The sequence below is a fragment of the Pseudomonas frederiksbergensis genome, assembly GCF_001952935.1.
In the GTDB taxonomy this organism is placed as follows: domain Bacteria; phylum Pseudomonadota; class Gammaproteobacteria; order Pseudomonadales; family Pseudomonadaceae; genus Aquipseudomonas; species Aquipseudomonas frederiksbergensis.
This window is the reverse complement of sequence record NZ_CP018319.1, coordinates 2,304,541-2,328,917: the sequence shown is the minus strand read 5'-3', so window position 1 is coordinate 2,328,917 and position 24,377 is coordinate 2,304,541. Positions and strand designations below refer to the sequence as shown.

The 24,377-nt window shown below is 59.7% G+C and carries 23 protein-coding genes; 10 read left to right on the top strand and 13 right to left on the bottom strand.

The window, feature by feature from the left end; translation table 11 throughout:
- Positions 1-10: 10 nt before the first annotated feature.
- The 7 genes from PFAS1_RS10775 to PFAS1_RS10740 all read right to left on the bottom strand — a co-directional run bounded on the left by PFAS1_RS10775 (position 11) and on the right by PFAS1_RS10740 (position 7,337).
- Positions 11-1,624 (bottom strand): EAL domain-containing protein, encoded by a 1,614-nt coding sequence (locus PFAS1_RS10775; protein WP_076029147.1) that lies wholly within the window; start codon positions 1,622-1,624, stop codon positions 11-13.
- A 74-nt stretch (positions 1,625-1,698) separates the two neighbouring features.
- On the bottom strand, positions 1,699-2,478 hold the full coding sequence (locus tag PFAS1_RS10770) for an N-acetylmuramoyl-L-alanine amidase (protein WP_076029146.1): 780 nt from the start codon (positions 2,476-2,478) through the stop codon (positions 1,699-1,701).
- Between the two features lie 103 nt (positions 2,479-2,581).
- The gene (locus PFAS1_RS10765) at positions 2,582-4,657 is read right to left on the bottom strand and encodes a GGDEF domain-containing protein (protein ID WP_076029145.1); all 2,076 of its coding nucleotides are present in this window, start codon (positions 4,655-4,657) and stop codon (positions 2,582-2,584) included.
- Positions 4,654-5,532 carry an endonuclease/exonuclease/phosphatase family protein gene (locus PFAS1_RS10760; RefSeq protein WP_033059783.1) on the bottom strand — a complete coding sequence of 293 codons (879 nt, stop codon included), beginning with the start codon at positions 5,530-5,532 and terminating at the stop codon, positions 4,654-4,656. The genes PFAS1_RS10765 and PFAS1_RS10760 overlap by 4 nt, the downstream gene beginning before the upstream one ends.
- Positions 5,533-5,546: 14 nt before the next feature.
- Positions 5,547-6,188: a thiol:disulfide interchange protein DsbA/DsbL gene (locus PFAS1_RS10755; protein WP_076029144.1), complete on the bottom strand. Its 642-nt coding sequence runs from the start codon at positions 6,186-6,188 to the stop codon at positions 5,547-5,549.
- A gap of 200 nt (positions 6,189-6,388) precedes the next feature.
- A complete protein-coding gene (locus PFAS1_RS10745) occupies positions 6,389-7,000 on the bottom strand; it encodes a c-type cytochrome (protein WP_074872296.1) in 612 nt (203 codons plus the stop codon).
- Positions 7,001-7,046: 46 nt separating this feature from the next.
- Positions 7,047-7,337 carry a c-type cytochrome gene (locus PFAS1_RS10740; protein ID WP_074872298.1) on the bottom strand — a complete coding sequence of 97 codons (291 nt, stop codon included), beginning with the start codon at positions 7,335-7,337 and terminating at the stop codon, positions 7,047-7,049.
- Between the two features lie 191 nt (positions 7,338-7,528).
- Between PFAS1_RS10740 and yihA the strand changes: the two genes are divergently transcribed.
- Positions 7,529-8,170, top strand: a complete 642-nt coding sequence (gene yihA / locus PFAS1_RS10735; RefSeq protein ID WP_074872299.1) for a ribosome biogenesis GTP-binding protein YihA/YsxC — start codon at positions 7,529-7,531, stop codon at positions 8,168-8,170.
- A 301-nt stretch (positions 8,171-8,471) separates the two neighbouring features.
- Here the strand turns inward: yihA and polA are convergent, their stop codons facing one another.
- Positions 8,472-11,243 carry a DNA polymerase I gene (gene polA / locus PFAS1_RS10730; protein ID WP_076029143.1) on the bottom strand — a complete coding sequence of 924 codons (2,772 nt, stop codon included), beginning with the start codon at positions 11,241-11,243 and terminating at the stop codon, positions 8,472-8,474.
- A 74-nt stretch (positions 11,244-11,317) separates the two neighbouring features.
- Here polA and PFAS1_RS10725 point away from each other — a divergent pair, with 74 nt between their 5' ends.
- Positions 11,318-11,608, top strand: coding sequence for a DUF2782 domain-containing protein (locus PFAS1_RS10725; protein WP_076029142.1), 291 nt, complete (start codon positions 11,318-11,320; stop codon positions 11,606-11,608).
- Between the two features lie 58 nt (positions 11,609-11,666).
- Positions 11,667-12,617, top strand: a complete 951-nt coding sequence (locus PFAS1_RS10720) for a homoserine kinase (protein WP_076029141.1) — start codon at positions 11,667-11,669, stop codon at positions 12,615-12,617.
- Between the two features lie 123 nt (positions 12,618-12,740).
- Here the strand turns inward: PFAS1_RS10720 and PFAS1_RS10715 are convergent, their stop codons facing one another.
- Positions 12,741-13,661, bottom strand: coding sequence for a zinc ABC transporter substrate-binding protein ZnuA (locus tag PFAS1_RS10715; protein WP_076031518.1), 921 nt, complete (start codon positions 13,659-13,661; stop codon positions 12,741-12,743).
- Between the two features lie 66 nt (positions 13,662-13,727).
- Between PFAS1_RS10715 and zur the strand changes: the two genes are divergently transcribed.
- Genes zur through PFAS1_RS10695 form a run of 4 tightly spaced genes read left to right on the top strand, consistent with a single transcriptional unit; the run spans position 13,728 to position 16,530 of the window.
- On the top strand, positions 13,728-14,210 hold the full coding sequence (gene zur, locus PFAS1_RS10710) for a zinc uptake transcriptional repressor Zur (protein WP_033059798.1): 483 nt from the start codon (positions 13,728-13,730) through the stop codon (positions 14,208-14,210).
- Positions 14,210-14,995, top strand: coding sequence for a zinc ABC transporter ATP-binding protein ZnuC (gene znuC / locus PFAS1_RS10705; protein WP_076029140.1), 786 nt, complete (start codon positions 14,210-14,212; stop codon positions 14,993-14,995). The genes zur and znuC overlap by 1 nt, the downstream gene beginning before the upstream one ends.
- The gene (gene znuB, locus PFAS1_RS10700; protein ID WP_074872307.1) at positions 14,988-15,776 is read left to right on the top strand and encodes a zinc ABC transporter permease subunit ZnuB; all 789 of its coding nucleotides are present in this window, start codon (positions 14,988-14,990) and stop codon (positions 15,774-15,776) included. Before znuC ends, znuB begins: the two co-directional genes overlap by 8 nt.
- A gap of 37 nt (positions 15,777-15,813) precedes the next feature.
- Positions 15,814-16,530: a PA5502 family lipoprotein gene (locus PFAS1_RS10695; RefSeq protein WP_076029139.1), complete on the top strand. Its 717-nt coding sequence runs from the start codon at positions 15,814-15,816 to the stop codon at positions 16,528-16,530.
- Between the two features lie 125 nt (positions 16,531-16,655).
- Here the strand turns inward: PFAS1_RS10695 and katE are convergent, their stop codons facing one another.
- Positions 16,656-18,800 (bottom strand): catalase HPII, encoded by a 2,145-nt coding sequence (gene katE / locus PFAS1_RS10690; RefSeq protein ID WP_076029138.1) that lies wholly within the window; start codon positions 18,798-18,800, stop codon positions 16,656-16,658.
- A 263-nt stretch (positions 18,801-19,063) separates the two neighbouring features.
- On the opposite strand from katE, the gene PFAS1_RS10685 reads away from it, so the two are divergent.
- The 3 genes from PFAS1_RS10685 (at position 19,064) to PFAS1_RS10675 (ending at position 21,599) form a co-directional block, all read left to right on the top strand.
- Complete coding sequence (locus PFAS1_RS10685) at positions 19,064-20,071, top strand: methionine ABC transporter ATP-binding protein (RefSeq protein WP_076029137.1); 1,008 nt, start codon at positions 19,064-19,066, stop codon at positions 20,069-20,071.
- Positions 20,071-20,745: a methionine ABC transporter permease gene (locus tag PFAS1_RS10680; RefSeq protein WP_074872313.1), complete on the top strand. Its 675-nt coding sequence runs from the start codon at positions 20,071-20,073 to the stop codon at positions 20,743-20,745. The genes PFAS1_RS10685 and PFAS1_RS10680 overlap by 1 nt, the downstream gene beginning before the upstream one ends.
- A gap of 80 nt (positions 20,746-20,825) precedes the next feature.
- Positions 20,826-21,599 (top strand): MetQ/NlpA family ABC transporter substrate-binding protein, encoded by a 774-nt coding sequence (locus tag PFAS1_RS10675; RefSeq protein WP_076029136.1) that lies wholly within the window; start codon positions 20,826-20,828, stop codon positions 21,597-21,599.
- Between the two features lie 173 nt (positions 21,600-21,772).
- Here the strand turns inward: PFAS1_RS10675 and PFAS1_RS10670 are convergent, their stop codons facing one another.
- The 3 genes from PFAS1_RS10670 to PFAS1_RS10660 are packed head-to-tail and all read right to left on the bottom strand — an operon-like array spanning position 21,773 to position 24,371.
- Positions 21,773-22,408 carry an SCO family protein gene (locus PFAS1_RS10670; protein ID WP_076029135.1) on the bottom strand — a complete coding sequence of 212 codons (636 nt, stop codon included), beginning with the start codon at positions 22,406-22,408 and terminating at the stop codon, positions 21,773-21,775.
- Positions 22,405-23,304: a heme o synthase gene (gene cyoE / locus PFAS1_RS10665; RefSeq protein WP_076029134.1), complete on the bottom strand. Its 900-nt coding sequence runs from the start codon at positions 23,302-23,304 to the stop codon at positions 22,405-22,407. The genes PFAS1_RS10670 and cyoE overlap by 4 nt, the downstream gene beginning before the upstream one ends.
- Positions 23,292-24,371 (bottom strand): COX15/CtaA family protein, encoded by a 1,080-nt coding sequence (locus tag PFAS1_RS10660; RefSeq protein ID WP_076029133.1) that lies wholly within the window; start codon positions 24,369-24,371, stop codon positions 23,292-23,294. The genes cyoE and PFAS1_RS10660 overlap by 13 nt, the downstream gene beginning before the upstream one ends.
- Positions 24,372-24,377 lie beyond the last annotated feature (6 nt).

The window sequence follows — 24,377 nt, the reverse complement described above, 5'->3', positions numbered from 1 at the left end:
CGCAATCGCTTCAGGCTTCGTCATCGAGACGTCGGGCGGCCAATCGGCGGCCACGGGTAATCAGCTCGATGAATTGCACCGCACTCAAGGCATGGGCGAACAGCCAGCCCTGACCGAACTTCACACCTTCGCTGCTCAGAAGCGCCGCCTGGGATTCAAGTTCGATGCCCTCGGCGATCACCTTGAGTTGCAGGGCCTGGGCCATATGAATGATGTGCGGTGCGACACCGCTACTAGCAGCGTCATGACCCAGTGCATCGATAAACGCCTTGTCGATTTTCAGGCAATCGACTGGCAGGGTTTGCAGATAGGCGAGGCTGCAATAGCCGGTGCCAAAGTCATCGATCAGCACTTGATGCCCGACATCCCGCAAGGCTTGCAGGTTTTCCCGGGCAACCACGACATCGATCAATCCCCGCTCGGTAACCTCAAAGGCAATTTGCTTGGCCGCGACACGGTGCAAGGTCAGCAGGCGCGCCATTACCTGGCCGATACGCGGCACCATCACGTCGCAGGCCGCCAGGTTGACCGAGATGTACAGTTGCGGATTGGCCCGCAACAAGTGCCCCAGCTGTTCAAGCAGGCGTTGCAGGACGAAGTCGGTCATCTGGCGGATCTGGCCGGTGTTCTCCGCCATTGGAATAAACAGGTCGGGGCTGGTCAGGGTGCCGTCCGGTCTTCGCCAGCGCAGCAAGGCTTCGGCCCCGACACAGTTGCGGCTGTCGAGGTCGAAGATCGGCTGATACAGCACCTGCAATTCGCCTCGTCGTATGGCGCCACTCAGTTCGGCGTCCAGCGACTGTCGCTGGCGCACCAGCAGAAGCACCAGAAAACCCACGCATAAGGCGAGTAACAGGCTGGCCGGCAGCAACCACCACCAGACGGCGGGCACATGCATGCCGGTGCGCGGGCTGATCAGCACCAATTGGTATTCCGGGTTGTTGGTGGGCATGCGGTAGATCAAGCGGGAATGCGTTACTTGTAGCGCGTCGAGGCTTTTCGGGGGCCAGGGTTCTGTTGGTGGCCAGACCTGGGGGACACCCAGTACCGGAATCGCACGCGTACCGTGGTCGAGCACCACCAGCAGGCTGCTTCCCGGTGGCAAGTCGACCATGTCGGTCAAATGACCGCGAGACGTCGCGACGCGAAAATTACCGCGTCCGAGCATCAGCGCGGCGCGGTTTTCATCGGGTTCGGTGGTGGTGTTCAGCCAATAACTGTAGGTCGGCCCCTTAATGTCGGGCGGTCTTATCATCGACAACCCTTCCTGGCGGGGGCGGTTGGAACAGATCCGCGAGGCGTCCATATAAGCGGCTTCGTAAACGAAACGGTAGTTGAAGCTGACCTGTTGCAAGGTCGCGATCATTTCGTCATCGCAGCCGCGTAACGGCTGGGCTTCAAGGTCGTCGAGACTTTCCCGCAATTGCCCGAACAACTGCTCCAGGCGAGCAAGGAAGCGCTCGCCCTGGGCATTCATCTCTGCGCTTTCGTTCTGCTCGACTTGATGCATGGCCACGAACAGGCTGCCGGTCATCAGGAGTATCGCGCTCAAGGCAGCAGCCAGCATCGCCAAAAACCAAGGGCGAAAGAACCAACTACGTAGTGTCTCTCGAGCAGCCGTCATAGGAATATCCGAAGTATTACCAATGAGTTATAGCTGCTGATTGAAAAAAAGCCCTGACCGTCGGGCGGGCGTCATTATTTTGTCTGGTTCAACACTTGTAGAAGCGCCGCGGTTTGCGCGTCCGGTGTGCCATCGAAACGTGTCGGTCGGAAATGCATCTGGAAGGCCGCAATCACATGACGCGTCGCCACATCCAGTTCACCGGTTTGCGGCGTGGGATAACCCGCGCGGGCCAGCTGTGCCTGAAACCAGCTGATGGTTGGCAGTTTTACTTCAAACTGTACTTGCTGACGCGTTACGGCCTGCTCATTGGGCCAGACTCCCAGGCCTTCGGCAGCCAGACGCTTCCAGGGGAACAGCGGCCCCGGATCGAGCTTGCGCAGCGGGGCGATGTCGCTATGGCCGATGATGCTGCGGGGATTGATGGCGTAACGCTTGCTGATGTCCTTGAGCAGCACGATCAGGGACTGGATCTGGTCTTCGCTGTAGGGGTACCAAAGGCGCCCGGCAGGGGTGTCTTTAAAACCCGGGTTGACGATTTCGATGCCAATGGAGCTGGAGTTCAACCAGGTCCGGCCTTGCCATTCGCTTTCCCCGGCGTGCCAGGCTCGGACGTTTTCATCCATCAGCTTGTAAATGGTGGCGCCCTTGTCGTCGCCAATCAGATAGTGGCTGCTGACGTCGCCGTGAGTCAGCAGTTGCAGCGAGCGCTCCAAAGACGCGGAGGTGTAGTGCACGACCACGAACTGAATTCGGCTGTCAAAGTTGGGTGAAGGGTGACTGGTGTTGAGCCGGGGGCCGCTGGCACAGCCGGCCAACAGAATCAGAGACACGATAAGCGCTAGATATTTCATGGCAGAAGGCAATACACGCAAGACAGTAATGCAACAGTGTAACGTACGGCCTTGCACGCAAACGGCCGACGGGCAATTTTAAACAAAATGGAACAATTGATTCTCAGCCCAGTGCCACTTGGTTGCGACCGGCATGTTTCGCGCGATATAGAGCCTGATCGGCTCTTTTAAGCACAAGATCGCTATGTTCACCGGGTTTGAAGGCCGTCAGGCCCATGGAAATGGTGATGGTTACCGGCTCACCCTTGAAGTGGAAAGGGCAGGCTTCGATCGAGGCGCGCAGCTTTTCCAGCAATTTCGCACCAGCGGTTGGCCCAGTGTCTGGCATCAACAGCACAAACTCCTCACCACCGAACCGGGCAATGAAATCCGTCCCACGCAGGCGCTTGCGCAGCACGTTCGCGATGATTTTCAGTACTTTGTCGCCCGCCAGGTGACCGTAGTTATCGTTAATGCGTTTGAAATGGTCGAGGTCGAGCATGGCCAGCAACAGGCTGTTGCCGTGTTGCTGCCATAGGTTGATTTCGTGATCCAGCCGTTCGCTCCAGGCGGCCCGGTTAGGCAGGCCGGTCAGCGGGTCGATCAAGGCTTTCTGACGCTGCTCCTCAAGGTGCTCGCGGTAGCCCAGGGCTTCCTGCTCCATGTGCGCAACGCGTTCGGCCAGACTGTGAAGGCGGGCGGCGACTTCTTGCTCGCGCTCGTCCCGCTGCTTCTGGTGCTGGTCCATGGTGCCGAGCAGGCCTTCCAGATGGTTTTCCAAGACGTGCTTGAGATCGTCCAGGTCGGCGGCTTCCTGCATGCTGCTCTGCAAGCCGTCGACCTGTTCACGGATCTGCGTGTCCATGTCGCGGGCGGCGGAACGGTTGTCGGCATGGCCTTCGCTGGCAGCTTGCAAGTTGCTTTGGAACGACTCGAGACGTTCGTTCAGCTGTTGCAAGTAGGCTTCGAATTCATGCTGGCCGCTGTCGGTGATTGCCAGCATCAAGGTGGCTAGATCGTCGAGGATTGGTAGTAATTCGTACCAGTTCAACCCGTTTTGCAGACGATCGCGCATCGCTTCGGCTTGTGGACGATGACGCTCGGGCAGCGTCAGGTCGTCCAGCAGGCCCAGTAGCGTGTCTTCAATATGCTTGGCCACCGAGCTGTAGGACGGCTCGGGTGAGTCCGGCAGGGCGTAGAGAGCATCCGGCTCGGATTGTTCAGTGCCTGCGGCGGCCAACACCTCGGCCATGGCCGGGGGCAGCGGCAGGCTGTCGAGATAGACCACCGGAGTCAATTCGTCGGGATTGATCGCCAATTGAGCCGGCATTTCTGGCTCGATGATCGATGGAGCGGGTGCTTCTGGATGTTCTATGTCTGGTTGCGGTTGCGCCTCTGGAGTCTGGGCGCGTGCTTGCTCGAACTCGAGTACCGGCGGGACAAACGTTACAACTTCAGGAGAGGGCGGCGGCGCCTCGATTGCCGGCTCAGATGCAGTAGCGGAAGCGGCAACATGTGCGGCGGGCACTTGCCGCTTATCGACCTCTGGCGCGAGATCGACAGTGACCTGTGGTGTTACGGCATAAGGCGCTGCAACTGCTTTGGCTGGCTGCGGGGCGGGCGCCGTGAAGGTGCCGGATACAACCTGCAATGCCGTTTCATCCGTTTCATCCGCTTCACGGCTGCCAAACAGTCGTTGCAGCAAACCAGGGCGGCCGGGCTCTGCCGGGTTTTCAAGCTGATTCAGAGCTTTGCCTTGCAGGCCACTCAGTTCGCTGAGCAGCAACGGAATTTCGCGCGCCTGCCCGACTCTTGCATCCAGTTGCTTGGCGAAGTTTTTCAGCGGCCGGCTTACTTCGCGGGGCAGCGGTAATGTTTGCAGCTGCGAGACCAGCGCGGTCAATGCAGCGCTGGTCTGATTGACCCGGGTTTCCCGACGTTGTTCGGAGTCGAGGACGGCTTTTTCCAGCCGCGGAAGCAGGGCGGCCAGGCCGGCGTCCATGTCGTCGGTGCGCACGACTTCGCGCATCTCCTTCATGCATAGGTCAACGGCGCGGTCGGTGCCCTCGGCTGCCAGCGTGCTGCGCACCAGGCCACGACGCAGCAGGTCGAGCCGGGCGTCCCATCGACGTTCGAGCTTTTCCTGTTGTTCGATGCTTTTGAGGTATTTCTCTTTCCAGCGCTGTGCTTCGTCGCTCATTCATGGGATCCGCGAGGGGCAGGGCTCAACGCGGGCAATGCATCGGCCGTGAGCGAACCCGGCAGACGAATCTCTACCGCGACCGGCAGGTGATCGGAAATGGGTTGTGCCAGCACCTCGACCTTTTCAAGCGTCAGGGTAGGGCTCAGCAGAATATGGTCCAGACAGCGCTGCGGGCGCCAGCTGGGGAAGGTCGCTTCCAATTGCGGCGCGAGCAGGCCGAGGTCACGCAACGGGGAGTTTTGCAGCAAGTCACTGGCATGGGTATTCATGTCGCCCATCAGCACCTGGTGTTTATAGCCGCCGATCAGCTCGCGGATGTAAGCCAGTTGCATGCTGCGGGCGCGAGCGCCCAGCGCCAGGTGCATCATGACCACCACCAGCGCCTCAGGACCTTCGCCAAAGCGCACCAGAATCGCTCCGCGACCCTTGGGCCCCGGTAGCGGATGATCTTCAATCGCCCACGGGCGCAGGCGACTGAGCACACCATTGCTGTGCTGGCCGAGGCGTCCGAGATTGCGATTGAGTTGTTGATACCAGTAGGGGAATGCGCCGAGCTGGGCCAGGTGTTCGACCTGGTTGACGTAGCCTGATCGCAGGCTGCCGCCATCGGCTTCCTGCAAGGCGACCAGATCGAAGTCGCCCAGCAGATTGCCGATCTTTTGCAGATTGTCGGCGCGCCCGGTATGCGGCAACAGGTGCTGCCAGCCCCGGGTCAGGTAGTGGTGATAGCGCTCGGTACTGATACCGACCTGGATATTGAAACTGAGCAAGCGCAGACGACTGTCTGCGGGCAGGCCCGTGGATTCCAGATGATGTTCGTTGACCCGCGGATCATGCAGGCCAACGACGCGTTCAGTGCCCCAGCGGCGCATGGTGGTCGCCGCGCTTAGTTGGCAGCAGCCTTGTTAGCCGCTCGCTCTTTGTCGACCAGTTTGTCGGCCAACTGCAGAGCTTGTTCGGCACCGCCGGCAGAGCCAACGTCGAAGCGATACTTGCCGTTGACGATGATGGTTGGAACACCCGAGATTTCATACTTCTTGGCCAGTTCGCGAGCCTTGGTCATCTGACCCTTGATGGCGAAGGAGTCGAAGGTAGCGAGGAACTTGTCCTTGTCTACGCCTTGGGTCGCCAGGAAGTCAGCCATTTCGTCCTTGTCGGTCAGTTTCTTGTGTTCCTTCTGGATGGCGTTGAACACCGCAGCGTGCACGCTATGCTCGACACCCATGCTTTGCAGGGTCAGAAACATTTGCCCGTGGGCGTCCCAAGGGCCGCCGAACAGGGCTGGAATACGCACGAAATTGACATCGGAAGGCAGTTTTTCAACCCAAGGATTGATCACCGGCTCGAATGAATAGCAGTGCGGGCAGCCGTACCAGAACAACTCCACCACTTCGATCTTGCCAGGTACAGCCACCGGAACCGCGTTAGTCAGTTCGACGTAAGGGGCGGCGGGTGCTTCAGCAGCCTGGGCGGTCATGCCGAACAGGCTGGCAGCGACGAGTGCGGCGCTGATGATCAGATTACGCATGCTTTACTCCTGGACAATTTTGGTCGCCTCGCGCGACCTGTTTTCAGACAGGTACTGGCGGGCTTGAGTTCTGTAGTGTAACGGCAGCGGCCACAAAAAAGGGCGGCCAAAGCCACCCTTTTTATGCTTGCATCGACGGATTAATCGAGCGTTAACGTTGCGAGAGGTGTACACCTCGCGCAACGCCCGATTCGTCGGTCTTAGTGCAGGCCTTGAATGTAGCTGGACACCGCTGCGATATCTTCGTCGCTCAGCTTTTTGGAAATGCTCTGCATTGGCTTGGTATCGCCATCGTTGGTGCGGCCGGCCTCTTCCTTGCGGAAGTCGGTCAGTTGCTTGGCGATGTATTGAGCATGTTGGCCGCCCAGGTGCGGGAAGCCGGCAGCTGCGTTGCCTTTACCATCCGGCGAGTGGCAACCGGTGCAGGCTGGCAGGCCCTTGGCCAGATCGCCGCCGCGGAACAGTGCTTCACCGCGAGAGACGACTTTCGGATCGGCGGCGCCAACGCTGCCTTTCTGGCTGGCGAAGTAGGCGGAGATATCGGCCAGGTCCTGATCGCTCAGGTTGGTCAGCAGGCCGGTCATTTCCAGTACCGTGCGTTTGCCGGACTTGATGTCGTGTAGCTGCTTGTTCAGATAACGCTCGCCCTGGCCTGCCAGTTTCGGAAAGTTAGGCGCCATACTGTTGCCATCCGGGCCATGACAGGCGCCACATACTGCGGCTTTCGCCTGACCAGCAGTCGCATCACCTGCAGCATGGGCAATGCCGGAGATCCCCACGGTCAACAGCAGACTCACGATCAATTTGTTCATCAGCTAATCCAACTACGGCTAAGGGTTAAAGAGTTATGGACCGGGATCACTCGCTCATCCACTGGATGATTGCTTGGTAATCCTCGGCACTGCAGTCCATGCACAAACCACGCGGCGGCATCGCCTTGAAACCCTGGGTCACGTGTTGCACCAGCGTCTCCATACCTTTCGCCAACCTCGGCGTCCAAGCTTCCTGATCGCCCTTTTTGGGGGCCATGGGTAGTTGGCCGGAATGACAGGCACCACAAACACGGTTGTACACAGCTTCCGGATCCTGTGTAGCCTGAGCGCTGTAAAGCGGCATCAAGATACCGGCAGCTAGCAGCCATTTCGTCATAAAACGACCTTTTCAGGGTTGAGAGCGTTCTGCGTTCTAGTGCGCAATCAAGGTCAATCGCTCTCGTGAACTTCATCCTACGCTGGGACAAAGCGCACACAAAATCTGCGGCATTATATACTGGCGTCACTGAAACGGAAACGACACTGCTCGCCGCGTCCATTCCCGGCGCCGCCCACATCGGAAATCCCATGCAACTCAAGAACCCCATCCTCGGCCTGTGCCAACAGTCCACCTTCATGCTCAGCGCTGCCAAAGTCGATCAATGCCCCGACGACGAAGGCTTTGAAGTGGCCTTCGCCGGGCGTTCCAACGCCGGCAAGTCCAGTGCGCTGAACACCCTGACGCACGCCAGCCTTGCGCGGACCTCGAAAACTCCAGGTCGCACACAGCTCTTGAACTTCTTCAAGCTAGACGATGATCGTCGTCTGGTCGACTTGCCGGGGTACGGTTACGCGAAAGTGCCTATCCCGTTGAAGCTGCACTGGCAGCGTCACCTGGAAGCCTATCTGGGTGGTCGTGAGAGTTTGAAGGGGCTGATTTTGATGATGGACATCCGTCATCCAATGACCGACTTCGACCTGCTGATGCTCGACTGGGCTGTCGCCAGCGGCATGCCGATGCACATCTTGCTGACCAAAGCCGACAAGCTGACTTACGGCGCGGCAAAAAACGTCCTGCTCAAGGTTCAGGCAGACATCCGCAAGGGTTGGGGAGATGCGATCAGCATCCAGCTGTTCTCGGCGCCAAAACGCCTGGGTCTGGAAGACGCCTACACTGTACTGGCAGGTTGGATGGAACTGGCGGACAAGGGCTCCGAGCTCGCGGAGTAAGCTCGTTTGCAAAAACCGCGGGCAAAAAAAACCCCGGACTTCTTATGGGGAGGGGGAAGTTCCGGGGTTCAAGTTCCGGACCGCTAGGGCGGGGTCCAGATATCTGCCAACACTTAACACAACATTAGGAGCATCGAAGGGCTTCACCACCCATTCAGTAACTCTGAGTGACGATTCAGTCGTTTAGTTCAGAATTTTTTAAAAAGCCTTTGGAATAGGCCCTCGAATTTTCCGGACTAAGCGCCCTTCGGTCTTTCTGCCGCGGCACTATGCCGCAGCGGAAAACACCTTTTCAGACGGTTCAGTGAGCCTCATCCCAGTTATTTCCTACACCAACCTCTACCAGCAGCGGCACATCAAGCTTCGCTGCGTCGCTCATGTGCACGCGAATTTCATCGCGGACCTGATCGACCAAATCCTCACGTACTTCCAGCACCAATTCATCGTGCACCTGCAGGATGACTTTGGCGTCGAGGCCTGACGCTGTCAGCCAGCTGTCCACGGCAATCATGGCTTTCTTGATGATGTCCGCCGCAGTGCCTTGCATCGGGGCGTTGATCGCCGTGCGTTCGGCACCTTTGCGCAGGGCCGGGTTTTTCGCGTTGATTTCCGGCAGGTACAGGCGACGACCGAAGATGGTTTCGACGAAACCTTGTTCGGCGGCCTGGGCGCGGGTGCGCTCCATGTACTCGAGTACGCCTGGGTAGCGGGCGAAGTAACGGTCGATGTAGGCCTGGGATTGCTTGCGATCAACACCAATCTGTTTGGCCAGGCCAAACGCGCTCATACCGTAGATCAAACCGAAGTTGATCGCCTTGGCGCTGCGCCGTTGGTCGGTGGTGACGTCTGCTAGTTCAACCCCGAAGACTTCCGCGGCGGTGGCTTTGTGCACGTCCAGATCGTTGCGGAACGCGTGCAGCAAACCTTCGTCCTTGGCCAGGTGAGCCATGATTCGCAATTCGATTTGCGAATAGTCCGCCGCCAGCAGCTTGTAGCCTTTGGGGGCGACGAACGCCTGACGAATCCGCCGCCCTTCAGCGGTGCGGATCGGAATGTTCTGCAGGTTCGGGTCACTGGACGACAAGCGCCCGGTTGCCGCGACGGCCTGATGGTAAGAGGTATGAATTCGCCCGGTGCGCGGGTTGATCTGCTCTGGTAGACGATCGGTGTAGGTGCTTTTCAGCTTGCTCATCGAGCGGTACTGCATCAGCACTTTGGGCAGCGGGAAATCCTGTTCGGCCAGTTCCGCCAGCACGGCTTCGGCGGTGGACGCCTGGCCCTTGGCGGTTTTGCTGAGGATTGGCAGGCCGAGCTTTTCGTACAGGATCACGCCCAATTGCTTCGGTGAGCCGAGGTTGAATTCTTCCCCGGCAATGGCGAACGCCTCACGCTCGAGGGCGACCATTTTCTCGCCCAGCTCAACGCTCTGAATGCCCAGCAGGTTGGCATCGACCAGCGCGCCTTGGCGTTCGATCCGCGCCAGCACCGGCACCAACGGCATTTCGATTTCGCTCAGCACCTTGCTCAGGCTCGGGATGGCGTTGAGTTTTTCCAGCAAGGTTTGATGCAGGCGCAGCGTTACGTCGGCGTCTTCGGCAGCGTAAGGTCCGGCCAGTTCCAGGGAGATTTGGTCAAATGTCAGCTGTTTGGCGCCTTTGCCGGCGATGTCCTGAAAACCGGTGGTGGTGTGATTCAGGTACTTGAGCGCCAGGCTGTCCATGTCATGACGGGTCGCGGTGGAGTCCAACACGTAGGATTCGAGCATCGTGTCGAAAGCGATGCCTTGCACAATGATGCCGCAGCTCTGATCGCCACCGATGGCACAGTTGGCCAGGATGTTCATATCGAACTTGGCGTGCTGGCCAACCTTGAGTTTGCTCGGGTCTTCCAAAATCGGCTTCAGCGCGCGCAGCACGGTGTCGCGATCGAGCTGATCCGGCACGCCCATGTAGGAATGGGTCAGCGGGATGTAGGCCGCTTCGTTGGCTTGTACAGCGAAAGACAGGCCGACCAGTTGCGCCTGCTGCGCATCGATGCCGGTGGTTTCGGTATCGAAGGCAAACAGCTTGGCGTCGTTGAGCTTCTTCAGCCACAGGTCGAAATCAGCCTGGGTGAGGATCGTTGTGTAGTTGAGTTCGGTGCCGACAGCCGCTTCTTCAGCCACCGGCGCGACGACTTCCTGGCCGGAACGCTTGGCGTCGCGCTGGTTCTCTTCGAACCAGCTCTTGAACTCCAGCAAGGTGTAGAGCTCGGCGAGCTTGTCGTGATCCGGCTTGCCCATTTGCAGGTCGTCGAGGCCGATATCCAGCGGCACATCGATCTTGATGGTTGCCAATTGATAGGAGAGAAACGCCATCTCCTTGTGTTCTTCGAGCTTGGCCGGCAGGGTTTTGGCCCCGCGAATCGGCAAGGTCGGGACGATGTCGAGCTGCGCATAGAGCTCGGTCAGGCCGCCGTTCACACCGACCAACAGGCCGGAAGCGGTCTTCGGGCCAATGCCCGGAACGCCCGGAATGTTGTCGGAAGAATCGCCCATGAGTGCCAGGTAATCGATGATCTGCTCGGGAGCGACGCCGAATTTCTCCTTCACGCCTTCCACGTCCAGCGCGCTACCGGTCATGGTATTGACCAAGGTAATGTGGCCGTCGACCAGCTGTGCCATGTCCTTGTCGCCAGTGGAGATCACCACCGGACGGTCGGCTGCCGCACTGCTGCGGGCCAGGGTGCCGATCACGTCATCGGCTTCGACGCCTTCGACGCACAACAATGGAAAGCCCAGGGCGATCACGCTCTGGTGCAGCGGCTCGATCTGAACCCGCATGTCGTCGGGCATGCTCGGGCGGTTGGCCTTGTATTCGGCGAACATCTCGTCGCGGAATGTCCCGCCCTTGGCGTCGAACACCACAGCGAACGGACTGTCCGGATACTGCTTGCGCAGACTCTTGAGCATGTTCAATACGCCCTTGACCGCACCGGTTGGCAAACCTTTGGACGTGGTCAGTGGTGGGAGGGCGTGAAAGGCGCGGTACAGGTAAGAAGAACCGTCCACCAGGACGAGGGGGGCTTGGCTCATGAGCAGGATCAACCTTTTCGGCGGGTCCGGCGCTAGAATAGCGGGACCGTTGACGACAAAGGGACAAGGTTATCATGCGCACACTAAATCGCCTGTTGCTGGCTGGCTTGTTTGCAACCGTTCCGTTGGCCGTCATGGCGGCGGACGATGCACCGACACCGGAGCCGGAAGTCACTATCCGCACGGAGGGGGATAAAACCATCCAGGAGTACCGTCAAAACGGTTTCCTGTATGCAATCAAGGTCACACCGAAGGGCGCACCGCCGTATTTCCTGGTGCGCGCGGACGGGACCGATGCAAATTTCATCCGCTCGGATCAGCCGGATATGCTGATTCCGTCGTGGAAGATCTTTGAGTGGAAGTAGTTTCTTAATTTCAATCGGCGCTGGCTCAAGCAGCGGCGCCCGTACTGGCAGTTCAAACATGTCTGTGTTCACCCCGCTGGCTCGGCCCGAGCTGGAAACCTTTCTCGCCCCTTACGGGCTCGGCCGCCTGCTTGATTTCCAGGGGATTGCCGCCGGTAGCGAAAACACCAATTTCTTCATCAGCCTGGAGCAGGGCGAATTTGTCCTGACCCTGGTTGAGCGCGGTCCGGTTCAGGAGATGCCGTTCTTCATTGAATTGCTCGACGTGCTGCATGACGCCAACCTGCCCGTGCCTTATGCCTTGCGCACCACCGACGGCATCGCCTTGCGCGAACTGGCCGGCAAACCTGCGCTGTTGCAGCCACGTCTGGCCGGCAAGCACATCAAGGAAGCCAATGCGCAGCATTGCGCTCAGGTGGGCGAGTTGCTCGGCCATCTGCATCTGGCGACCCAGGCCAACATGATCAAGCGCAAGACCGATCGCGGCCTGGACTGGATGCTGGAAGAGGGCACGCAGTTGCTGTCGCACCTCAATGCCGAGCAAAGCGATCTGCTGCAACGGGCGCTGGACGAGATCACACAGCAAAAGACGAAAATTCTGGCGCTGCCACGAGCCAATATCCACGCCGACCTGTTCCGCGATAACGCGATGTTCGAAGGCACGCACCTGACCGGGTTGATCGACTTCTACAACGCGTGTTCGGGGCCAATGCTCTACGACGTGGCGATCGCCTTGAACGACTGGTGTTCGGACGAGAGCGGGTTGATCGACGGGCCGCGGGCGAGGGCGTTGCTTGGCGCTTATGCAGCGCTGCGACCGTTCACGGCGGCCGAGGCGGAATTGTGGCCGACCATGCTCCGAGTGGCGTGTGTGCGGTTCTGGTTGTCGCGGTTGATCGCCGCCGAGTCGTTTGCCGGGCAGGACGTGTTGATTCACGATCCGATGGAATTTCAGCAGCGTCTGGCGCAGCGGCAGAAGGTCAGCACGCCGCTGCCGTTCGCGCTTTAAATTGTGGTGAGGGGGCTTGCTCCCGCTGGGCCGCGAAGCGGCCCCACTCTCTACCTAAAAAGAAGGGGACTGCTGCGCAGTCCAGCGGGAGCAAGCTCCCTCGCCACAGGATATGGGGGGCGGTTACAACGACTCCAGACACCCCGCCAAATCATTCCCCAATTTCTCCAGTACCTGCTCATACCCTTGGGCGGTCGCTGGCGTGTAACCGCCCAGCGCGTCCAGTTCCGCCAGCTTCACCGGCAGACCCGCCACCAGGGTTTCCGCCAGGCGCGGGCGCAGAGGCGGTTCGCTGAACACGCAGGTTTTGCCGACTTCCTGTAATCGAGTGCGCATCGCCGCGACGTGCTGGGCACCGGGCTGGACCTCGGCGGCGACGCTGAATACGCCGGCATGCTTGAGGCCGTAGGCGTCTTCAAAGTAGTCGAAGGCCTCGTGGAATACGAAGTACGGTTTGCCCGCGATGCCGGCCAGGCGCGCCTTCAAGCGAAGATCCATGGCGTCCAGGCGCTCATCGAACGCCTTGAGGTTGCTCTGATAACGCGCGGCATTGGCCGGATCGGCTGCACTCAAATCAGCGGCCATTTTTGTGGCAATGGCACGGGCGTTGACCGGCGAAAGCCACAAGTGCGCGTCCAGGCTGCCGGGGCGGTGATCGTGATCATGCTCGTCGGCTTCATCGGCGTGTGAGTGGCTTTCTTCGGCGAAATGTCGCAGTTTCAGGCCCGGCAGATCCTGCACGGCGACGCTGGGTAGCGTACGACCATTCAGCACGCGGGGCAGGAAACCTTCCATGCTCGGACCGATCCAGTAAACCAGATCCACCGATTGCACCTTCCGTACGTCGGATGGGCGCAAGGCATAGTTATGAGGCGAGGCACCAGGCGGCAGCAAGACTTCCGGAATCGCCACGCCGTCCTGCACCGCCGCAGCGATCAGCTGTAGAGGCTTGATACTGGTGAGAACTTTGACTTCGGCATGAGCTGAACCGATCAGCAGAAAACTGGCGACAAATGCGACAAAGATAGAAAAAAGTCGGGACACGATGACCACTCGAAGAGGCGAGAACGGGTAACATAATAACGTCTCTCACAAAACTCGTCGCCGCTCATGCCTAAAACACCGATTGCCAGCCGTCCCCACGACCACTCTCATTGCGTCCATAGCGCATTGTCTGAGGCCGATGCCCTGTGCGCACGTCAAGGCCTGCGCCTGACCGCCTTGCGCCGTAGGGTGCTGGAACTGGTCTGGCAAAGCCACAAACCGTTGGGTGCTTACGACATTCTCGCGGTGCTCAGCGAGCAGGACGGCCGCCGTGCGGCGCCGCCGACCGTGTACCGTGCGCTGGACTTCCTGCTGGAAAACGGCCTCGTACACCGCATCTCCTCGCTGAACGCCTTCGTCGGCTGCAATCACCCGGGACACGCTCACCAAGGCCAGTTCCTGATTTGCCGCGAATGTCACGCCGCCATCGAGCTCGAACAGAAATCCATCAGCGACGCGATCATCAGTAGCGCCAAGGATGTCGGATTTGTCGTCGAAGGCCAGACCGTTGAAGTGGTCGGCCTCTGCTCGGGTTGTCAGGGGGTTTGATGAGCAATGCGCTGATCCGCCTCGAGCAGGTTGCCGTCACCTTCGCCGGGCAAAACGTGCTGGATAACATCGAGCTGAGCGTCGAGCCCGGGCAGATCGTCACGCTGATCGGCCCTAACGGCGCTGGCAAGACCACGCTGGTTCGCGCTGTACTTGGTCTGTTGAAACCGGACAGTGGCAGCGTGTGGCGCAAGCCGAAGCTGCGGGTCGGTTACATGCCGCAAAAACTTCACGTCGATCCGACGTTGCCGCTGTCGGTGCTGCGCTTCTTGCGTCTGGTGCCGGGCGTGGACCGCGCCATGGCCTTGGCGGCACTCAGGGAAGTCGGCGCCGAACAGGTGATCGACAGTCCGGTGCAAAGTGTTTCCGGCGGCGAAATGCAGCGGGTGCTGCTGGCCCGGGCATTGCTGCGCGAGCCGGAACTGCTGGTGCTCGACGAACCTGTGCAAGGCGTCGATGTGGCCGGGCAGGCCGAGCTCTACAGCTTGATCACACGATTGCGCGACCGTCACGGCTGCGGCGTGTTGATGGTGTCTCACGATCTGCACCTGGTAATGAGTACCACCGACCAGGTGGTCTGCCTCAACCGTCACGTCTGCTGCTCCGGTCATCCCGAGCAAGTCAGCAGTGATCCGGCTTTCGTCGAGCTGTTCGGAAAGAACGCACAAAGCCTGGCGATTTATCACCACCATCACGACCACGCCCATGACTTGCATGGCTCGGTGGTCAGCGCCGTCCCATCGGCCTCTACCCACGTTCACGGAGATAGCTGCAAGCATGGCTGATTTTCTGCTCTACGCCCTGCTTGCAGGCCTGGCCCTGGCGTTGGTCGCGGGCCCTCTGGGTTCGTTCGTGGTCTGGCGGCGCATGGCCTATTTCGGCGACACCCTTTCCCATGCCGCGCTGCTCGGTGTGGCGCTGGGGTTTCTGCTGGATGTCAGCCCGACCGTGGCGGTCACCGTAGGCTGTCTGCTGCTGGCGGTGTTGCTGGTGACCTTGCAACAGCGCCAACCGCTGGCGTCTGACACGCTTTTGGGAATTCTCGCACCGAGCACGCTCTCTTTGGGCCTGGTCGTACTAAGCTTCATGCACGAAGTGCGGATCGACCTGATGGCTTATCTGTTCGGCGACTTGCTGGCGATCAGCCCGACCGATCTGGCCTGGATACTCGGCGGCAGCACGGCCGTCCTGGCGTTGCTGGTGACGTTGTGGCGGCCATTGCTGGCCATCACGGTGCATGAAGAGCTGGCCAGGGTTGAAGGCCTGCCGGTGGCGGCGTTGCGCTTGACCCTGATGTTGCTGATCGCCGTGGTGATCGCGGTGGCGATGAAAATCGTCGGGGTGTTGCTGATTACGTCGTTGCTGATCATCCCGGCGGCTGCGGCACAACGTCACGCCCGGTCACCGGAGCAGATGGCGCTGGGCGCGAGCCTGCTGGGTATGCTCGCGGTCTGTGGCGGGCTGGCATTGTCATGGTTCAAGGACACCCCGGCGGGCCCATCGATTGTTGTGACGGCCGCCGCACTGTTTCTGCTGAGTTTTGTCCTGCCCCGTCGAGGGGTGTAGACTTGCTCGTTTTTTGCGCAAATAGAGAGTCGCAGGAATGAAGCTGTTCCCCTCCCGTTATCTGCTCCTTGTCGCATTTTCATTGCTACTGGGCGCTTGTCAAAGCACGCCACCGGCGGCCCCCGAGGCTAGCGGTGCACGGGCCACGGCCATCGCACAGCTGCAACAAAGCCTGGCCAGCAGCGAACTGGCGACTGCCGAAGATCAACTGGCGGCCTTGCAGGCCGAGTCGCCCAATGATCCATCCCTTGAGCAATACCAACGGCAACTGGCCGAAGCCTATCTGCACCGCAGTCGGATCGTGCTGCAAAAAGGTGATGTGAATGCCGCTGCCACGGCGCTGAGCCGCGCCCGGGCGTTGATGCCCAAGGCACCGGCGCTAACCGGTGGGGTCAACAATGCCATTGTTGATGCCCGCAAAGCTGAACTCGATAGAGCCGAAGCTGCGCTCATGGCTGCCGAAGCCAAGCCACAGGCCAAGGTTATTGATCCGACGGCTGAAAGCACCACGGTTGCGTTGAACCTGACGGATATGACCAAGCTTCGTCGCCAACTGGATGCGATCGCCGCCGATGTGGTGAATTACCAGTGCGATGTGAGCATTCAGGCGCCACGCACCCAGGACTTCCCTTGGTTGACCACGTTGTTGACCAAACGCGTGAAGAAGCTCGATTCGGATTTTGATCTGAATCTGGAGAAGCAGATTTTGCGCAATGTGCCGGCGCAGATGGTTTTGAGTCCGCGTAAACCCTAAAAGCATCGCGAGCAGGCTCGCTCCCACAGTTGACCGGGTTGTTCAAAAATACTCGGTCTAATGTGGGAGCGGGCTTGCTCCGGGCGGCGTTCCGACGAAGGCGTCCTTGCCATCGATACAAAACTTCAGGCCGGAATCGCCTTGGCCTTAGGCTCCCTGTCCCACACCCGATGCTGCCCGATCGCGGCAAAAAACGGTTTGGTCAAATTCGCATCCGCGCCCGCACCCACGATCAACCCCGCATCAACCTCCAGCTTCAACACATCCAGCAACTGTTTGGCCTCGCCCTGCAGCGCGATCGGCTTCAAGTGCTTGTACGCCTCCAACACGTAATGCAGCGCCACGCCATCGGTGCTCAACGCCTTGATCGACGCCGCGCCACCGGGCACAAACACCGCATTGAACGTCACCGAAGGCAAGCCTTCCATCGACGCATCGACCGGCAAGGCCTTGCCATCGGCGGTGGTCACAGGCGCCGATGTCGGGCCGAGCAGTTTGGCGTGCGCACCTTCGGCCTTCAGCGCTTTCTTCATTGCATCAATCGCCGCACCATCGACGCCATTGGCTGCCAGGATTGCCACTTTGCAGGTTTTGATATCCGCCGGCAGCAAGTTGGCCTGGCTCAGCGCCGGCGAGCGATCCAGTGAGGTTTTGCGTACTTCGACCGTCCCGGCTTTGGGCACTGGCAACCCCAGGTTCTGCGCCACGCGCTTGGCCAGTTCCAGATCGATATTGGCCAGAATCTCATTCACCTGGCGCTCGCGGATGAATGCTCGCTCAACCTTGCCCAGCTCGAAGCTGTAAGCCGAGATGATGTGCTCCTGCTCGTGCTTGCTCATGCTGTGGAAAAACAGCCGCGCCTGGGAGAAGTGATCGCTGAACGATTCGCTGCGCTGACGGATCTTGTTGGCGTCAATGCGCTCTGGATAACTTTCGAAGCCACCATCCAGGTCTGCCGGCGGCGTTTCTTTCGGCCAGCCGCTATCAATGGAGTTCGGCTCGTAGGACGCGCGGCCCTTGTCGATGGTGGAGCGATGCAACGCGTCCCGTTGACCATTGTGGAACGGTGCCACCGGACGGTTTATCGGGATTTCGTGAAAGTTAGGCCCGCCGAGTCGGCTGATTTGCGTATCGGTGTAGGAAAACAACCGGCCTTGCAGCAATGGATCGTTGGAAAAGTCGATTCCCGGCACGATATGTCCAGGGCAGAAGGCGACCTGTTCGGTTTCGGCGAAAAAGTTGTCGGGGTTACGGTTGAGGGTCATTTTGCCCAGTGGGGTGATCGGCACCAGTTCTTCCGGGATCAGCTTGGTCGGGTCGAGGATGTCGAAGTCGAATGTATGTTCGTTCTCCTCCTCGATGATCTGTACGCCCAGCTCCCATTGCGGGTAGTCGCCCATCTCGATCGACTCCCAGAGATCGCGGCGGTGGTAATCGGTGTCTTTACCGGCGAGTTTCTGCGCTTCATCCCACACCAGCGAACAGGTCCCGGCAGTGGGGCGCCAGTGGAATTTGACGAAGCGCGATTTACCTTCGGCATTGATGAGGCGGAAGGTGTGCACGCCGAACCCTTGCATGCTGCGCAGGCTTTTTGGGATCGCCCGGTCGGACATGGTCCAGATCACCATGTGCGCCGACTCCGGCACCAGAGAGACAAAATCCCAAAAGGTATCGTGAGCCGAGCCACCGGTAGGGATCTCATTGTGCGGCTCGGGTTTCACCGCATGCACGAAGTCCGGAAACTTGATCGCATCCTGAATGAAAAACACCGGCATGTTGTTGCCCACCAGGTCGAAGTTGCCTTCGTCGGTGAAAAACTTCACCGCGAAACCTCGTACGTCCCGCACGGTATCGCCTGACCCCCGAGGACCCTGCACCGTGGAGAAGCGGACGAAGACCGGGGTTTTTTGGCTTGGGTCTTGTAGGAACCCGGCCTTGGTCAGCACGGAATGAGTGTCATAGCTCTGGAAGTAGCCGTGAGCCCCGGTGCCGCGGGCATGGACGATGCGTTCGGGAATGCGTTCATGGTCAAAATGCGTGATCTTTTCACGCATGATGAAATCTTCCAGCAACGATGGCCCGCGGGCGCCGGCCTTCAACGTGTTCTGGTTGTCCGAGACTTTCACGCCCTGGTTGGTGCGCAGGGCCTGTTCAGTGGCGTCGGAACGAAATTGCTCCAGGCTGTCGAGCTTGGCATTGGTGTTCCCGCGGTCCGGGGTATCGGTCCCGGCCAGTGCGCTTTTGGTTGCGGCAGGTTTTTTAATACTCATCAGACAAAACTCCTCGTTGCGATTCCCGCCGTAGCCAGGATTCTTGAGCAATACCCCAGGCACGGACCGGGGGCGTTTTCGAGTTGCCTAATTAGTGACTGATGTCGTTTTGCGCCGTTCCTTTTTTCTAACCTTTGATCGCGATATTGCCAAATGGAAGGTTGAATACGGAATAAATGCTAATAACCTCTATACGGACAGGCTAAAATGCGCGCCCGGCTAACCGCTGATCCTTTTCCAACGCGCCCCACAAGGTTCGCTACGTGATCGAGTTTCAAAACGTCCACAAAACCTACCGCGTCGCCGGTAAGGATATTCCCGCCCTGCATCCGACCAGTCTGACGATTGAGAACGGTCAGGTCTTTGGCCTGATCGGCCATTCCGGCGCGGGAAAAAGTACCCTGCTGCGTCTGATCAATCGCCTGGAAGAGTCCAGTGGCGGCAAGATATTGGTCGACGGCGAAGAAGTCACCGCGCTCGATGCCAACAGCCTGCGGCGCTTTCGTCAGCAGGTCGGGATGATCTTCCAGCACTTCAACTTGCTGGCGTCCAAGACCGTGGCCGACAACGTCGCGCTGCCGCTGACCCTGGCCGGTGAACTGTCGCGCAGTGAGATTGACCAGCGTGTGGCCGAATTGCTGAAACGGGTCGGCCTGTCCGACCACGCCAGGAAGTACCCGGCGCAGTTGTCCGGTGGCCAGAAGCAACGCGTCGGCATCGCCCGTGCCCTGGCGACCAAGCCGAAAATCCTGCTGTGCGACGAAGCCACCAGCGCACTGGACCCGCAGACCACGGCGTCGGTCCTGCAATTGCTGGCCGAGATCAATCGCGAGCTGAAGCTGACCATCGTGTTGATCACCCACGAGATGGACGTGATCCGCCGCGTCTGCGACCAGGTTGCGGTGATGGACGCTGGCGTGATCGTCGAGCAAGGTTCGGTGGCTGAGGTATTCCTGCATCCGAAGCACCCGACCACCAAGCGCTTCGTGCAAGAAGACGAGCAGATCGACGAAAGCGAACAGCGCGACGACTTCGCTCATGTTCCAGGGCGTATCGTGCGTCTGACCTTCCAGGGCGAATCGACCTACGCACCGTTGCTGGGCACCGTCGCTCGCGAAACGGGTGTGGACTACAGCATTCTGGCCGGTCGCATCGACCGCATCAAAGACGTGCCCTACGGGCAGTTGACCCTGGCCGTGACTGGTGGCGACATGGAAGCGGCGTTCGCCCACTTCACTGCAGCTGACGTCCACATGGAGGTGCTGCGCTGATGGAAGTCCTGACAAGTTTCTTCGTCAATATCGACTGGTACGAAATCTGGCTGGCCACCGGCGATACCTTTCTGATGCTCTTCGGTTCGCTGTTGTTCACCGTTTTGCTCGGCCTGCCCCTGGGCGTGCTGTTGTTCCTCTGCAGCCCGCGTCAGTTGCTGGAAGCCAGAGGCGTCTACGCGATGCTGTCGCTGGTGGTGAACATCCTGCGTTCGCTGCCGTTCATCATTCTGCTGATCGTGATGATTCCGTTCACGGTGCTGATCACTGGTACGTCCCTCGGTGTCGCCGGTGCGATCCCGCCGCTGGTGGTGGGCGCTACGCCATTCTTCGCGCGACTGGTGGAAACCGCCCTGCGTGAAGTGGATCGCGGCATCATCGAGGCGACCCAGGCCATGGGCGCGACGACCCGGCAGATCATCACCAATGCCTTGCTGCCGGAAGCCCGCCCAGGCATCTTCGCGGCGATTACGGTGACAGCCATTACACTGGTGTCCTACACGGCGATGGCGGGTGTCGTCGGCGCGGGTGGTTTGGGCGACCTGGCGATCCGTTTCGGTTACCAGCGTTTCCAGCCTGATGTGATGGTCGTGACGGTGATGTTGCTGCTGGTGATCGTTCAGGTGCTGCAAACCGTTGGCGACAAGTTGGTTGTACATTTTTCCAGGAAATAAACAGTTCTCGTAAATAACAATTGAGCCGGCCATTCGCTGGCAGGCGCCGAATTTCAGGCGCCTCAAAAGGAGTTAGCTGAATGAAAAAACTACTCGTCGCGTTTGCTGCCGTTGCAGCCTTTTCCGCTCACGCTGCCGATACCCTGACCGTCGCGGCCACCCCGGTCCCGCACGCAGAAATCCTCGAATTCGTGAAACCGGCCCTGGCCAAGGAAGGCGTGGACCTGAAGGTCAAAGTCTTCACCGACTACATCCAGCCGAACGTGCAGGTGGCGGAAAAACGTCTGGACGCCAACTTCTTCCAGCACCAGCCGTACCTCGATGAATTCAACAAGGCCAAAGGCACCAACCTGGTGGCCGTTGCCGGTGTGCACCTGGAACCGCTGGGCGCTTACTCCAGCAAGCACAAAGCGCTGACCGAGCTGCCAGGCGGCGCCAACGTGGTGATCCCGAACGACGCCACCAACGGCGGCCGTGCGCTGTTGCTGCTGGCGAAGGCTGGCCTGATCAAGTTGAAGGATTCGAACAACATCCTCGCGACCGTCAAGGACATCACCGAGAACACCAAGGACCTGAAATTCCGTGAACTGGAAGCCGCGACCATTCCGCGCGTGCTGACCCAGGTCGACCTGGCACTGATCAACACCAACTACGCGCTGGAAGCCAAGCTTGATCCGTCCAAGGACGCGCTGGTCATCGAAGGCAGCGACTCGCCTTACGTGAACATCCTCGTTGCCCGTCCGGACGACAAGGACAGCGCCGCGATGCAGAAACTGATTGCTGCCTTGCACAGCCCGGAAGTGAAAGCCTTCATCCTCGAGAAGTACAAAGGCGCGGTAGTGCCGGCGTTCTGATCTGTTGCGGTAACGAAAAATGGGGCGCATTGAATGCGCCCCATTTTTTATGCCTGAAACACCGTACCTGTGGGAGCGGGCTTGCTCGCGAAAGCGATGCAACAGTCAACACTGATGTTGGATGTTATGGCCTCTTCGCGAGCAAGCCCGCTCCCACAGGGTATTTGTGTTGGTTACTCGCGCTTGAGCATCACCGGCAACTGCTCTACCAGTTTCACGTTGTTCAACGGCGCCCGAATGAACCCACGCTGCGTCCCGTCCGGCCCGATCACCGCCAGGTTGCCGCTGTGATCGACGGTGTAGTTCGGCTTGCTGGTGTCCGCCGGAATGAACGGAATGCTCACCGCGTTGGCCAGTTTCTGGATGTCTTCCACCGACGAAGCCGTCAGCCCCTGGAACTGTGGATCGAAGTAGCCCAGGTACTGCTTGAGCTGCTGGGGCGTGTCGCGATTCGGGTCGACGCTGACCAGAATGATCTGCAACTTGGCCACAGCCTCTGGCGGCAGCTCGCTTTTGATCTGACGCAGTTGGGCGAGGGTGGTCGGGCAGATGTCGGGGCAGAAGGTGTAGCCGAAGAACAGCAGCGACCATTTGTCTTTCAGCTCGTTGACCGCCACTGGCTTGCCGTTTTGATCGGTCATGGTGACGGTCGGCAGGTTGCGGCTTTGCGGTAGCAGAATGATCCCGGCATCGATCAGGGCCGTCGGATCGCCCTCGCCTTTGCCGGACAGCACTTTGTTGATGGTCAGGCCCAGGACCAGCGCGATCAGGGCGACGAGGATGAAGACGGTTTTCTGGGTTCGAGTCATAGGTTCAACAGTAAGTAGTGGTCTACGAGCAGCGCGATAAACAGCAGGAACAAGTAGTAAATAGAGTACTTGAAGGTGTTGATCGCCGCGTGCGGCCGAGTGCCACGGTACAGCACCACGGCCCATTGCAGAAACCTCGCGCCCAGTCCCAGCGCGCAAATCAGGTAGAGCACGCCGCTCATGTGGATCACGTACGGCATCAAGCTCACGGCCAGCAGCGCGAAGGTATAAAGCAGGATGTGGACCTTGGTGTAGTGCTCGCCATGGGTCACCGGCAGCATCGGGATGTCGGCCTTGGCGTATTCCTCTTTGCGGTGAATGGCCAGGGCCCAGAAGTGCGGCGGTGTCCAGGCGAAGATGATCAGCACCAGTAACAGTGGTTCGGCGCTGACGTGGCCGGTGGCGGCGGTCCAGCCGAGCAGCGGCGGGGCGGCGCCGGCCAAACCTCCGATGACGATGTTTTGCGGCGTCGCGCGTTTCAGGAAACCGGTGTAGACCACCGCATAGCCGAGCAGCGAGGCCAGGGTCAGCCACGCCGTCAGCGGATTGGTGAAGATCAGCAGTACGGCTTGCCCAAGCACCGCCAATACCAAGGCAAACGTCAGCGCGGCCGCTGGCGACACCCGGCCCTCGGCCAGGGGACGTTTGTGCGTGCGGGCCATGACTGCATCGATGCGCCGGTCCACCACATGGTTGACCGCCGCTGCACCACCGGCACACAGCGCGATCCCCAGATTGCCGAACACCAGCACCGTCCACGGCACCCCGGCGCGAGTCGCGAGGAACATGCCGACCAGCGAGGTGATGAGCATCAGCACCACCACTTTCGGCTTGGTCAGCTCCAGATAGTCACGCCAGATCGCCTGACTGTGACGTGCGCCGATCAGAGTCGCCATGGCATCTCTCCTTTTATTGTTATGGGCCCGGCTGAGTGTTTGCGCGGGCTGAACCGCCAGCGTGCAGGGGGTTGCTGCTTGACCCGAACCAGACTGGTTCGCGCGTGATAATTGACCAGCACCATCGTCAGCAACAGTGCCGCGCCGCCCGCGTTATGCGCGACGGCCACTGGCAGCGGCAGGTGAAACAGCACGTTGCTGATGCCAAGGGTGATTTGTGCCGCGAGGGCGATCAGCACCAGCCCGGCCAACCGCGTCATGCCGACGACTTTCAGTTGCCAGGCCAGCCCCAGCAGCACCAGCGTCACTAACACGGCGCCGATGCGGTGAGTCAGATGAATCGCCGTACGCGCATCGCTGTCCAGTTGCCCGCCGAGGTAATTGGGACCGATGTGTTGACTCAGATGAAAGCCGTTGGCGAAGTCTGCGGGCGGCAGCCATTGCCCATGACAGGTCGGGAAGTCGATACAGGCCACCGCCGCGTAGTTGGAACTGACCCAGCCACCCAAGGCAATTTGCAGGATCACCAGCAGCAACCCGGCAGTCGCCCAGTACTGCAAACGTCGGGGCACGGTCAGCGCTGGCAGTACGCCGGACAGGCGCAACGTCAGCAAAAACAACAGGCTCAACGTCGCAAAGCCGCCGAGCAAATGCCCGGTGACCACTTGCGGCCAGAGCTTGAGCGTCACCGTCCACATGCCGAATGCCGCTTGGGCAATCACCACCGCCAGCAGAAACAACGGCAACTTCACCGGCTGCCCCGGGTGACGACGATGAACCCAGGCGCGGCCAGCCAATACCGAGATCAGAAGCCCCAACGTGCCGGCGAAGTAGCGGTGAACCATCTCGTTCCAGCCCTTATGGGCTTCCACGGGAGCGTCGGGAAAATGTAGTTCGGCATGGGCCAATTGAACTTCGCTTTGCGGCACGCTGATAAAGCCATAGCAACCCGGCCAGTCCGGGCAGCCGAGGCCTGCGTGGGTCAGGCGGGTGTAGGCCCCGAGCAACACCACAATCAGTGCCAGCAAGGTGGCAAACAGCGCGAGGCGAAATCCAGGTTTGGCCATGACGAT

What these genes read in the sequence shown, in the direction of transcription:
- PFAS1_RS10755 (WP_076029144.1), bottom strand. Translation starts at nt 6,188, where the DNA reads ATGCGTAATCTGATCATCAGCGCCGCACTCGTCGCTGCCAGCCTGTTC.
- PFAS1_RS10670 (WP_076029135.1), bottom strand. Translation starts at nt 22,408, where the DNA reads ATGACTCGAACCCAGAAAACCGTCTTCATCCTCGTCGCCCTGATCGCG.
- znuC (WP_076029140.1), top strand. Translation starts at nt 14,210, where the DNA reads ATGAGCAATGCGCTGATCCGCCTCGAGCAGGTTGCCGTCACCTTCGCC.
- katE (WP_076029138.1), bottom strand. Translation starts at nt 18,800, where the DNA reads ATGAGTATTAAAAAACCTGCCGCAACCAAAAGCGCACTGGCCGGGACC.
- PFAS1_RS10660 (WP_076029133.1), bottom strand. Translation starts at nt 24,371, where the DNA reads ATGGCCAAACCTGGATTTCGCCTCGCGCTGTTTGCCACCTTGCTGGCA.
- PFAS1_RS10775 (WP_076029147.1), bottom strand. Translation starts at nt 1,624, where the DNA reads ATGACGGCTGCTCGAGAGACACTACGTAGTTGGTTCTTTCGCCCTTGG.
- polA (WP_076029143.1), bottom strand. Translation starts at nt 11,243, where the DNA reads ATGAGCCAAGCCCCCCTCGTCCTGGTGGACGGTTCTTCTTACCTGTAC.
- PFAS1_RS10680 (WP_074872313.1), top strand. Translation starts at nt 20,071, where the DNA reads ATGGAAGTCCTGACAAGTTTCTTCGTCAATATCGACTGGTACGAAATC.
- znuB (WP_074872307.1), top strand. Translation starts at nt 14,988, where the DNA reads ATGGCTGATTTTCTGCTCTACGCCCTGCTTGCAGGCCTGGCCCTGGCG.
- PFAS1_RS10725 (WP_076029142.1), top strand. Translation starts at nt 11,318, where the DNA reads ATGCGCACACTAAATCGCCTGTTGCTGGCTGGCTTGTTTGCAACCGTT.
- PFAS1_RS10770 (WP_076029146.1), bottom strand. Translation starts at nt 2,478, where the DNA reads ATGAAATATCTAGCGCTTATCGTGTCTCTGATTCTGTTGGCCGGCTGT.
- cyoE (WP_076029134.1), bottom strand. Translation starts at nt 23,304, where the DNA reads ATGGCGACTCTGATCGGCGCACGTCACAGTCAGGCGATCTGGCGTGAC.
- yihA (WP_074872299.1), top strand. Translation starts at nt 7,529, where the DNA reads ATGCAACTCAAGAACCCCATCCTCGGCCTGTGCCAACAGTCCACCTTC.
- PFAS1_RS10740 (WP_074872298.1), bottom strand. Translation starts at nt 7,337, where the DNA reads ATGACGAAATGGCTGCTAGCTGCCGGTATCTTGATGCCGCTTTACAGC.
- PFAS1_RS10720 (WP_076029141.1), top strand. Translation starts at nt 11,667, where the DNA reads ATGTCTGTGTTCACCCCGCTGGCTCGGCCCGAGCTGGAAACCTTTCTC.
- PFAS1_RS10745 (WP_074872296.1), bottom strand. Translation starts at nt 7,000, where the DNA reads ATGAACAAATTGATCGTGAGTCTGCTGTTGACCGTGGGGATCTCCGGC.
- PFAS1_RS10765 (WP_076029145.1), bottom strand. Translation starts at nt 4,657, where the DNA reads ATGAGCGACGAAGCACAGCGCTGGAAAGAGAAATACCTCAAAAGCATC.
- PFAS1_RS10675 (WP_076029136.1), top strand. Translation starts at nt 20,826, where the DNA reads ATGAAAAAACTACTCGTCGCGTTTGCTGCCGTTGCAGCCTTTTCCGCT.
- zur (WP_033059798.1), top strand. Translation starts at nt 13,728, where the DNA reads ATGCCTAAAACACCGATTGCCAGCCGTCCCCACGACCACTCTCATTGC.
- PFAS1_RS10760 (WP_033059783.1), bottom strand. Translation starts at nt 5,532, where the DNA reads ATGCGCCGCTGGGGCACTGAACGCGTCGTTGGCCTGCATGATCCGCGG.
- PFAS1_RS10695 (WP_076029139.1), top strand. Translation starts at nt 15,814, where the DNA reads ATGAAGCTGTTCCCCTCCCGTTATCTGCTCCTTGTCGCATTTTCATTG.